We start from the raw sequence: 10,625 nt of genomic DNA, 5'->3' as shown, positions 1-10,625 counted from the left end.
CAGACGCATTGATCGAGGGGTTCCGACCCGGCAAGATGGAAAAACTCGGTCTGGGTCCTGATCAAGTGATGCCCCTCAATCCGAGATTGATCTATGGCCGCATGACAGGCTGGGGCCAGTCAGGACCGCTGGCCGCGCTGGCCGGGCATGACCTGAACTACTTGGCATTGAGCGGTCTGCTCAGCCTGATCGGTCCGCAGGATGCGCCGCCCCCTCCTCCGCTGAATCTGGTCAGCGATTTTGGCGGCGGAGGAATGTATCTCGCCTTCGGTCTGCTCACAGCGCTCTGGCAGGCTCGGGCGACCGGAAAGGGCGCCATTGTCGACGCCGCGATGGTGCATGGAACCACTCACCTGGCAACTTTCATTCACGGACTGTATGCTGGTGGTCGCTGGAGCGGGCCGCGCGAAGGCAACCTTCTGGATGGGGGCGCCCCGTTTTATCGGACCTATGAAACTCGCGACGGAAGGTATGTGGCGGTCGCGGCACTGGAAGCAGAATTTTTTCAAGAGTTGGTGGAAACGCTGCAGCTCGACCCGTCGTTCGCCGGCGATCAATACAACCGTGGTCGCTGGCCCGAAATTGCAGAGAGCCTGCGCAGAGTCTTTGCGGCCCGCGACCTTTCCGAATGGACGGAAATCTTCGCGCATAGCGACGCCTGTGTCTCACCCGTCCTGACGCTGGACGAAGCGCTTGCGCACCCGCAGATGCGGGACTGCTTTTGCCAGCGGGCCGGAATTGTCGAGCCCGCGCCTGCACCCCGTATCACGTCTTGGCCGCCGGACCATATCGGGGAACGACCATCTTGAAAGCAGCGATAGGCCGCGCGCAATGCCGTTGTGGGTTTTCTGACAGCTGAGTTTCTTTGGTTATGCCGCCAAAAGGTTCAGCCGTTGAAAATGAGACATTAGTGGCGCGAGCCCCGCTCGTCGATCTGATTTGATTGCGAGCTGATTGTTCCCCGATCAGATGGAAAACGGGTCCACGATAAGCACCGCCTTGGGCTGGGGTAGAGAGCAACCAAGGAACAGCAAGTCGGCTGGCTGTTTTCGTTGGGAGATACGGCAATCTCGATCTGGCAGGATAGTTCGTAAATCTGGTGAGGTAAGTTCGTCTTAGATCCGGCGCTCGGACCCTGCCTGCCCTGTCTAAAGATTTTGGACCATCTGAACCCAAAGTTTCCGACCTTGATCATGTCGGCGGGCCGGCGACACCGCCAGGAAACTGCAGCACACATGAAACATTATAGCCGATGGCGCTGCGAGGGTCAGTTGTCGCGGGAGTGTCTGGTCCAATCTCCAGCCCTTCGACCGGGTCATCTCTGCCCGCGATCTTGCCGCGCATGGGCTGGAATCGCTTTGGCTAACGTGCCGAGGGCGCGCAATTGTGACCCATCGCGATCCGCTCGCTCAGGAAGAGTCTGATCTGCCATTTCGTTTTCCCTATGTCCGAGGCCATGCCGTTCTCGGCCACGGCGCGCCAGTTCATCGAGGTGGCCAAACGCCATTTCGCACAGCTTCTGGTGACGCCGGGCCGCGACGAAAGCGCCTGTTCCCCGGATCGCGGGAATTGGCCGGCTGTGACGATAGACCGCTTTACAAGTCGGGGACTACTGATAGTAAATCGCTTTACTGACCGGGAGAGTGGACGCTATGGCGAATCTGAAGCAGGTGGCGGAACGGGCGGGCGTCTCGCCCGCAACCGTGTCGCGCTACCTGAACGGCACGCTTGCCCTGCCCGAACCGACCCGCAGCGCCATCGACGAGGCGATCCGTGCGCTGAACTATCGTCCCAATCCCTTCGCCCGTTCGCTCAGTCGCGGGCGCGCCGATCTGCTCCAGATGGTGGTTCCCGAGATCAAGGCCCCCTTCTTCGCCGCGCTGGTCGCCTCCGTCGAGAACGCGGCCTTTGACCGCGGACAGGAACTGGCGATATCGGTGACGCTGAACCGGCCGGGGCGTGAGCAGCGCTATCTGGACCGCGTTTCCGACCGCCATGTCGACGGGCTGATCTTCGTCACCAACCATCCCGAGGTCGCGCCGCTGAAGTCCCGCATCGACGCTGCTCGCCGGGTCGTCCTGCTGGACGAGGACGTGCCAGGGGCCGATGCGCCCCGCTTGTTTTGCGACAATGAAGGCGGCGGACACATGGCAGGTCAGCATTTGGCCCGCCACGGCCATCGCGAGATCGGTGTGATCGGCGCGGGCGATGACATGCATTCCGGGGCCGCGCGTTTCCGGGGCTTCATGCGGGCGCTGGATGAATGCGTGGGCGCCAACGCGCGCGTCCATCGGAAATCGGGCACCTATACGATCGAGGATGGCTCACGTCTTTGCGCCGAACTGCTGGACGAGTCCCCGCGGATCACCGCGATCTTTGCGATGTCGGACGAGCTGGTCATCGGCACCCTGTCCGAGTTGGCCCGGCGCGGGCTGCGGGTTCCGGCCGACATTTCGGTCATCGGCTTCGACGACATCCTGCCACTGGATTACTTCGCGACGCCCATCACCGCCATTCGCCAACCGGTCGAGGCGCTGGGGGCCCGCGCGGTCGAGATGCTGTTGAATACGGACTGGGACGATCCCAAGGCCCGCAGCCGGGTGGAGATCCTGCCAGTCACGTTGGTCGAGCGGAGTTCCGTTGCCTCCGTCCCGCCCGCCCCAGAAGCAACGGTCCAACATGAGAGCAACAGATGAAACCTGGAATGTCCCGTCGTGTGATGCTGGCCGTCAGTGCGGTCGCGGCCCTCGCCGCAACCGGCGCCCATGCGGAAGGCAAGACCTTCGCCCTGGTCCAGATCAACCAGCAGGCGCTTTTCTTCAACCAGATCAATGAGGGTGCGCAGAAGGCCGCAGATGCCTCGGGCGACAAGCTGGCGATCTTCAACGCCAACAACGATCCGCAGGCGCAGAACTCGGCCATCGAGACCTTCATCCAGCAGAAGGTCGACGGCATCGCGGTGGTCGCCATCGACGTGAACGGCATCATGCCTGCCGTCCAGCAGGCGGCCGATGCCGGGATCCCTGTCGTCGCCATCGACGCAATCCTGCCCGAAGGCCCGCAGAAAGCCCAGATCGGCGTCGATAATGCCAAGACCAGCGAAGATTTCGCCAAGTTCGTGCTGGAGCAGAACAAGGACGGCGAGATCAAAATGGGTCAGGTCGTGGCGCTGAACTCGTTCATCCAGAACATCCGCAAGGACAGCTTCAATGCCGCGCTTCAGGCCGGTTCCAACGTCACGATCATCGGCGAGGTCGACGGCCAGAACGTGCAGGACGTGGCGCTTGGCGCGGCGGAAAACCTGCTGACCGCGAATCCCGACATGAATGCCGTCTATGCGACCGGCGAACCCGCGATGGTTGCAGCCGTCGCCGCCGCGCAAAGCCAGGGCCGCCAGGACAGCGTCAAGGTCTATGGCTGGGACCTGACCTCGGGTGTGATCGACGGGATCGATGCGGGCTTCGTCGGCGGCGTGGTCCAGCAGGATCCGGCGGGCATGGGTTCGGCCGCAGTCGAGGCGCTGGCCAAGATCTCGGCCGGCGAAGAGGTCGAGAAGGTGATCTCGGTCCCCGCCACCATCGTCACCAAGGAGAACGTGGACCAGTTCCGCGCGGCCTTTAAATGACCCATGCCAGCCAAAGCACGGACCGGGGGGGCGTAATCCCCTCCGGCGCCGCGCCCCTTGTATCGCTGCGCGACATCCGGCTGACCTTCGGTTCGCATCAGGCGCTGCGGGGGGTCGATCTTGACGTTCGCCCGGGCGAATGCCTGGCGCTTCTGGGCGACAACGCAGCCGGCAAGTCGACGCTTTCGAAGGTGATGTCGGGCACTTATATCCCGGATTCCGGCACCATCACGGTCGAGGGCGAGGAGGTCAGCTTTACCGGGCCGAACGACGCCCGTTCGCGCCATATCGAGATGGTGTTCCAGGATCTGGCGCTTTGCGACCATATCGACGTGGTCGGGAACCTGTTCCTGGGGCGCGAACTCAGCAAAGGTCCCTTCCTTGACCAGAAGGCGATGCTGGCCCGCGCGCAGGAAATGCTGGAGGCGCTGGAGATCCGCATCCCCCGTCTGACCGCGCGGGTTGAAAAGCTGTCCGGCGGCCAGCGGCAGGCGATCGCCATCGCCCGCGCGGCCTCGTTCCAGCCCAAGGTGCTGATCATGGACGAGCCTACTTCGGCACTGGCCGTGGCCGAGGTGGAGGCGGTGCTGGCGCTGATCAACCGCGTCAAGGCCAAGGGCGTCGGCGTCGTGCTGATCACCCATCGCCTGCAGGACGTCTTCCGCGTCTGCGACCGCATCGCCGTCATGTACGAAGGCACCAAGGTGGCCGAGCGCATGATCGGCGACACCGACCTGGAAGAGGTCGTGAAACTGATTACGGGGGGACATTGATGTCCAGCTATACCGAACGCGCCAAGCAAAGCCACGCCGTCGAATGGTTGAACGATAATGCGCAGGTGCTGTCGATCACCCTGTTCTTCGTCGCCTGCATGGCCTTTTTCGGCGCGCTGTCCGACAGCTTCCTGACGGCGGGCAACCTTCTGAACGTGCTGCGTCAGGCGGCGCCGGTGCTGATCGTCGCGGTAGCGATGACCTTCGTTATCATGACGGCGGGGATCGACCTTGCGGTCGGCTCGACCGTGGCGTTGATCAACGCGCTGGCTGCGATCATGATGGCGAACGGCTTTGACTGGATCCCGACGCTGATCGCGATGCTGGTCGCGGGCGCGGTCGTCGGACTTCTGCAAGGCTGGTTCATCTCGTTTCAGGGGATCGCGGCCTTCATCGTTACGCTGGCCGGGATGTCGATCCTGCGCGGCGTCGCGCTTTACATCACCGCGGGCTATTCGATCCCGATCAAGGACCAGCCCGGATTCTTCTGGCTGGGCCGCGGGACGCTGGCCGGGATCCCGGTCCCGGCGATCATCGCGACGCTGTTCGCGATCCTTGGCTTCATCGTCATGCGCAACACCCGCTATGGCCGCCGCGTCGTCGCCGTCGGCTCGAACCTCGAAGCGGCGCGGCGCGTGGGGATGCCTGCGCGGTGGATCGTCTGTTCCGTCTATATGATGTCGGGGATCGCCTGTGCGCTGGCCGGGCTGCTGATCGCCGCCCGCCTGGGTTCGGGTTCGTCGAACGCCGCTGTCGGCTTCGAAATGCAGGTGATCGCTGCCGTGGTGCTTGGCGGCACCTCGCTGATGGGGGGGCGCGGCTCGATCCTGGGGACGGTGCTGGGCACGCTGACCATCTCGATCATCGGGAACGGCCTGATCCTGCTGCATGTCTCGCCCTTCCTGACGCAGATCGTCACCGGGGTCATCATTCTTGTCGCCATCTGGATGAACACACGGCTGTTCGGCGGCGGTTTCAAGATCGGGAAAAAGGGCTGAACCATGACCGAACTTTCGCAGGCGCATGTCGGCTCGGGGCTGGTGATGACGGTGAATGGTCCCGTTCCCGCGGCAAGCCTGGGTATCACGCTGATGCATGAGCATCTGAACAACGATTGTTCGTGCTGGTGGAACCCACCTTCGGATCCGGCGCGGGAATATCTGGTCGATCACCCAATCACCCCCGAGATCTATTCCGAACTGATCCAGGATCCCTTCGTCAACCGCCCGAACCTGGGCGTCAATGAACCCGATCTGGTCGTGCGGGAGCTGGGATATTTCACCCGCCAGGGCGGCCGCACGGTGGTCGAGCCGACCTGCCGCGGTATCGGTCGTGACCCGCGCGCGCTGCGCCGGATCGCGGAAGGGGCCGGAGTCAACATCGTGATGGGCTCGGGTTATTATCTGGGAACCTCGCTGCCGGATTACTTCCACGACCTCAGCGTCACCGACATCGCCGACCAGATCGTTGCCGAGGCGACGGCGGGGACCGACGGCACCGATGCAAAGATCGGCCTGATCGGAGAGATCGGCGTCGGTTCGGACTTCACCCCGGCCGAAGAGAAAAGCCTGCGCGGCGCGGCGCAGGCGCAGGTTCGCACCGGCCTGCCGCTGATGGTCCACCTGCCCGCCTGGTTCCGGCTGGCGCACAGGGTTCTGGACATCTGTGAGGCCGAGGGCGCAGACCTGAACCACACCGTCCTGTGCCACATGAATCCGTCCTGGGCGGATCGGACCTATCAGCACGAGCTGGCGGCGCGGGGCGCCTTCATCGAATATGACATGATCGGCAATCTGTTCTATTACGCCGACCAGGATGTCGATTGCCCCCCCGACGCCGATTGTGCCCGCGCGATCCAGGGTTTGATCGAGGCGGGGCATGGCCACAAGGTCCTGCTCAGCCATGACGTGTTCCTGAAATGCATGCTGCGCCATTATGGCGGCAACGGCTATGGCTTCGTGAACGCCCATTTCCTGCCGCGCCTGAAGCGGCTCGGCCTCGACCCCGTGCTGGTCGACAATCTCATGGTTGCGAACCCGCGCCGCGTCTTCGACGCGCGCTTCGCCGCCTCTGACTTCTGAAAGGACAAATGATGACGAAAAAAGTTCTGCTGGTGGGCGAAAGCTGGGTCTCCTCGGCTACCCATTACAAGGGCTTCGACCAGTTCGGCTCGGTCACGTTCCACACCGGCTGCCAGCCGCTGATCGACGCGATGAAGGGCACCGATTACGAAGTGACGCATATGCCCGCGCATGAGGCGCAGGACGGCTTCCCCTTCGAGATCGAGGGCATCCGTGCCTATGACATCATCATCCTGTCGGATGTCGGCGCCTCGACCTTCCTGCTGCCGCAGCGGGTCTGGGTGCACAGCCAGACCGCTCCGAACCGCCTGCGCCTGCTCAAGCAATGGGTGGAAGAAGGCGGCAAGCTGATCATGGCCGGCGGCTATTTCTCGTTTCAGGGCATCGACGGCAAGGCGCGCTGGCGCAATACCCCGGTCGAGGACGTCCTGCCGGTCAAGTGCCACCCGTGGGACGACCGCGTCGAGATCCCCGAGGGCGCGACCGCCCAGATCGTCGCCGACGATCATCCGATCCTGGCCGGGATGCCCGCCGATTGGCCGCCGCTTCTGGGCGTGAACGAGGTGATGCTGAAGGACGGGGCCGAGCTGATCGCCCGCCTGCCCGAAGACCAGGGCGGCCACCCGCTGCTGGTCGCGGGCAAATTCGGCAAGGGCCGCTCGGTCGTCTGGACCTCGGACATGTCGCCGCATTGGCTGTCCCCGGCCTTCTGCGCCTGGGAAGGCTATCGCCAGCTTTGGCTGAACATGTTCGGCTGGCTGGAGGCCCAGGACTGACCTCGGAAGGGTGCGCCGATCCCCTTGGCGCACCCGTTTCAGGCCGTGGCAAAGGCCGCGGCAAATTCTGCGACGGACGGAAAGGCCCCCTGCGTGCCCAAGCGGGACACACATATCCCGGCCGCCCATGAGGCGATGCCAAGATCCCCGGCCTCGGGCTGGCGGCGGCCGTGCCGGACCATCGCGGCAACCAGCGCGGCGAGGAAGCAATCCCCGGCCCCGGTCGGGTCAAGCGCCGCGACCGGGTTGCCCGGCACCGCAAGGCGTAAGCTTCCGTTCTGCCAGACCTCGGCCCCCTTCGGTCCCAGCGTCCTGACCAGCACCCTGCCCTGCGACAGCTGCGCCACGCCGCCGAAATGCGCAGCCTCGCCCTCGTTCACGCAAAGCAGGTCGCATTCGGCCAGCATCGCGTCGTCGCACCCCTCGACCGGCGAAGGGTTCAGGATGCGCCAGATCCCGCGCCGCCCGGCCTCGGCCAGCGCGGCAAGCGATGTCTCGGGGCGCAGGTTCCCCTGCAGGACCAGCGCATCCCCGGCACCATGCGGGGCCAGCGCCGCCACCGCCCCGGCGGGGGTCATTGCGCGCGCGCAATCCTGCGTGGTCACGATCGTATTCTCACGATTGCGGTCGCGCAGAATGACCGAGAAATCCGTCGGCAGGTCAAGGGGCGTCAGGTCCGCCTGCAACGGTTCCCCGGTAATCCCTGCGCTCAGCATCTGGCCCCGCGCGTCGGTGCCGATGGTCGCGACCAGCCGCACCGGGGCCACGCCCGCCAAGGCGCGGGCCAGCACGATCGCCTGGTTCGCCCCCTTGCCGCCAAGGCTTTGCGAAATCGCCGATCCCGCGATAGAAGCGCCCGGTTCGGGAAATGCCTCGACCGCCAAGGTCTCGTCCAGTGCGATGTTTCCAATCACCACGACATGCGCCATGACACTCTCTTTCGAAACTTCCATGAAGGGCTGATGATGCAACTGATTTCCGACCGTCCCGCCAATGCGATAGGCGACATCTTCGGCCGCGACAAGGCGCTGATCGGGATGATCCATTGCCCGGCATTCCCCGGCGCGCCCCGCTATCGCGGCCAGCCCATGACCGAGATCTATGACGCCTGCCTGCGCGACGCCGAGGCGCTGATCGCGAACGGGATGCACGGGCTGATGATCGAGAACCACGGCGACATCCCCTTTCTGAAGCCCGATGACATCACCTGCGAGACCGCCGCCTTCATGGCCGTCGTCACCGACCGCATCCGCCGCGAATTCGACGTGCCGCTGGGGATCAGCGTGTTGGCGAACGCGCCCATTCCCGCGCTCTCCATCGCCGCCGCAGGTGGCGCGCGCTTCATCCGCGTCAATGAATGGGCCAATGCCTATGTCGCGAACGAAGGCTTCGTCGAGGGCCGGGCGGGCGAGGCGCTGCGCTTTCGCGCCCGGCTTCGGCAGGACCAGATCAAGGTCTTTGCCGACAGCCATGTGAAGCACGGCGCCCATGCCATCGTCGCCGATCGCACGATCGAGGAGCTGACCCGCGACCTGGCCTTCTTCGACGCCGATGCGGTCATCGCGACCGGCCAGCGCACCGGCGACGCCGCCAATCCCGACGAGATCCGCACCATCCGCGACGCGAGCCACCTTGCGCTGCTGGTCGGCTCGGGCGTCAGCGAGGCGAATGTGGAACTGATCCTGTCCCTGACCAATGGCGTCATCGTCGCCTCATCGCTGAAACAGGACGGCGTCTGGTGGAACCCCGTCGATCCGGCCCGGGTCAAAAGCTTCGTCGCGGTCGCATCCCGCGCGCTGGAGGGCTGAAATGGTCGAGATTCAGGACGAACTCGGCTGGCTGGCTGCGCACCATGATCGGTTCTGCGCCATCCGCCGCGAATTTCACCGCCGCCCTGAAATCGCCTTCGAGGAAAGCTGGACCTCGGCTGAACTGGCGCGGCGGCTGGCGGCTTTGGGTTGCAAGATCTCGCGCCCGATTGGCGGGACCGGCTTCGTCGCAACGCTGAAGGGCGGGCCGGGGCGCGTCGTCGCGCTGCGCACCGACATGGACGCGCTGCCGCAGGACGAACAGACGGGTCTGCCCTATTCCTCTGCCAATGCGGGACGGATGCATGCCTGCGGCCATGACGGGCACATGACGTTGCTGCTGGCGACAGCGGAACTGCTGGTTCGCGCTGGCCCCCTGCCCGGTACCGTGCATTTCATCTGCCAACCCGCCGAAGAGGTGGGCCGCGGCGCCGTCGCGATGATCCGGGACGGGCTTTTCGACGAGATCGCGCCCGACCTGACCTTCGGCTTTCACAACTGGCCCGAATTGCCGGTGGGCACGGTCGCGGCCCGGCCCGGCGCGATCATGGCCGCCTATCGCCAGATCGGCTTCGTGCTGGAGGGTCAGGGCGGCCATGCCGCGCTGCCCGCCCTGTCCGATGACATGTATGGCGCGCTGGCCGCGCTGATTACGCTGATGAACACCCGGATGCGGGCGGAGCTGCCCGGAACCGCCTTTGCCTTTACCCAGAACCTGGGCGGAGGGGCTGCGAATATCATCCCGGCGCGGCTGGGGGTCTCGGCCTCTTTCCGCTATGTCGCGCCCGAGGAGGAAGCCGCCGCGACCCGCATCGCAGAGGAGGTGGCGGCCGAAATCGCCTTGGGCTTCGGGATCACCGTCCGTCCCGAGATCGTCCCCGTCTTCGGCATCACCCGCAACGATGCTGATGCGGTCGGGCTGGTTGCGGCCACGGTCGCGGCGGGCGATCGCGGGCTGGCCTGGCAGGATGCTGAACGCTCCTCGATGGTGGCCGAAGATTTCGGCGCCATGATCGAGGACCGGCCCGGCTGCTATTTCTGGATCGGCGCGGGGATGGAGCGCGGGGCGCTGCACAACAGCCACTTCGATTTCAATGAAAAGCTGCTGCTATCCGCGCCGCAACTTCTGGCCGATGTCTTGCGGGCCGGGTTGTGCGCACCGGCCTGAAACGGGCTGGTCAGGCGCGGCCAATCAGCACCGCTGCAACCTCCGAACATCGTGGCGTAGCCGGTATCTGTCTGGGCCCTCGAAATTGGCCGCAATCGTGCGGCCGATCATGTGAGGTGATGACAACGGACCAAAGGTTAACTCTCCACCCTCCAATCCGGTTTTATCTTTTGGAAGAATGCGCTGATGCCGTGTGGGGCTTCGGGGCCTTCCCAGACCTCGACCAATGCGTCGATGGTTCTGCCGATCACCTCGGCATTGATCGGGGGGCCGAGGTCGCGGGCCAGGCGCTTGGCTGCGGCGACCGCGCCGGGGGCGCAGGAGAGATAGGGCGCGACCTCGGCCTCGACCGCGGCGTCGAGGGCATCCGGCGGGGCGAGGCTCGCGATCAGGT

10 protein-coding genes and 1 pseudogene are annotated in these 10,625 nt (G+C 64.7%); 9 read left to right on the top strand and 2 right to left on the bottom strand.

Annotation, left to right across the window (positions count from 1 at the left end):
- The 7 genes from VNQ78_RS06215 to VNQ78_RS06185 all read left to right on the top strand — a co-directional run.
- Positions 1 to 809: CaiB/BaiF CoA-transferase family protein (locus VNQ78_RS06215; RefSeq protein WP_325687706.1), on the top strand; the 809-nt coding region annotated here is incomplete at its 5' end.
- A gap of 843 nt (positions 810 to 1,652) precedes the next feature.
- Complete coding sequence (locus VNQ78_RS06210; RefSeq protein ID WP_325687703.1) at positions 1,653 to 2,696, top strand: LacI family DNA-binding transcriptional regulator; 1,044 nt, start codon at positions 1,653 to 1,655, stop codon at positions 2,694 to 2,696.
- 8 nt (positions 2,697 to 2,704) lie between these two features.
- The gene (locus VNQ78_RS06205; RefSeq protein ID WP_325687700.1) at positions 2,705 to 3,625 is read left to right on the top strand and encodes a substrate-binding domain-containing protein; all 921 of its coding nucleotides are present in this window, start codon (positions 2,705 to 2,707) and stop codon (positions 3,623 to 3,625) included.
- Positions 3,622 to 4,398, top strand: a complete 777-nt coding sequence (locus VNQ78_RS06200; RefSeq protein WP_325687698.1) for an ATP-binding cassette domain-containing protein — start codon at positions 3,622 to 3,624, stop codon at positions 4,396 to 4,398. Before VNQ78_RS06205 ends, VNQ78_RS06200 begins: the two co-directional genes overlap by 4 nt.
- Entirely contained in the window at positions 4,398 to 5,396 is a 999-nt protein-coding gene (locus tag VNQ78_RS06195; RefSeq protein WP_325687696.1) for an ABC transporter permease, read from the top strand. The genes VNQ78_RS06200 and VNQ78_RS06195 overlap by 1 nt, the downstream gene beginning before the upstream one ends.
- Positions 5,397 to 5,399: 3 nt before the next feature.
- Positions 5,400 to 6,479, top strand: a complete 1,080-nt coding sequence (locus VNQ78_RS06190; RefSeq protein WP_325687693.1) for a phosphotriesterase-related protein — start codon at positions 5,400 to 5,402, stop codon at positions 6,477 to 6,479.
- 11 nt (positions 6,480 to 6,490) lie between these two features.
- Positions 6,491 to 7,255 (top strand): glutamine amidotransferase, encoded by a 765-nt coding sequence (locus tag VNQ78_RS06185; RefSeq protein ID WP_325687692.1) that lies wholly within the window; start codon positions 6,491 to 6,493, stop codon positions 7,253 to 7,255.
- Between the two features lie 38 nt (positions 7,256 to 7,293).
- On the opposite strand, the gene VNQ78_RS06180 is transcribed toward VNQ78_RS06185, so the two are convergent.
- Positions 7,294 to 8,208 (bottom strand): PfkB family carbohydrate kinase, encoded by a 915-nt coding sequence (locus VNQ78_RS06180; protein ID WP_325687689.1) that lies wholly within the window; start codon positions 8,206 to 8,208, stop codon positions 7,294 to 7,296.
- Between the two features lie 9 nt (positions 8,209 to 8,217).
- Between VNQ78_RS06180 and VNQ78_RS06175 the strand changes: the two genes are divergently transcribed.
- Together VNQ78_RS06175 and VNQ78_RS06170 are read left to right on the top strand one after the other, a co-directional pair.
- Entirely contained in the window at positions 8,218 to 9,063 is an 846-nt protein-coding gene (locus tag VNQ78_RS06175) for a BtpA/SgcQ family protein (protein ID WP_325687687.1), read from the top strand.
- Between the two features lies 1 nt (position 9,064).
- On the top strand, positions 9,065 to 10,231 hold the full coding sequence (locus VNQ78_RS06170; protein WP_325687684.1) for an amidohydrolase: 1,167 nt from the start codon (positions 9,065 to 9,067) through the stop codon (positions 10,229 to 10,231).
- A gap of 137 nt (positions 10,232 to 10,368) precedes the next feature.
- Here the strand turns inward: VNQ78_RS06170 and VNQ78_RS06165 are convergent.
- A pseudogene (locus VNQ78_RS06165) lies at positions 10,369 to 10,625 on the bottom strand (enoyl-CoA hydratase); the annotation flags it as partial.

Origin of the sequence: Paracoccus sp. (in: a-proteobacteria), assembly GCF_035556475.1 — a bacterium.
Taxonomy (GTDB): Bacteria; Pseudomonadota; Alphaproteobacteria; order Rhodobacterales; family Rhodobacteraceae; genus Paracoccus.
Note: the sequence above shows the minus strand (reverse complement) of the source record. Positions and strands in the feature narration are given on the sequence as shown.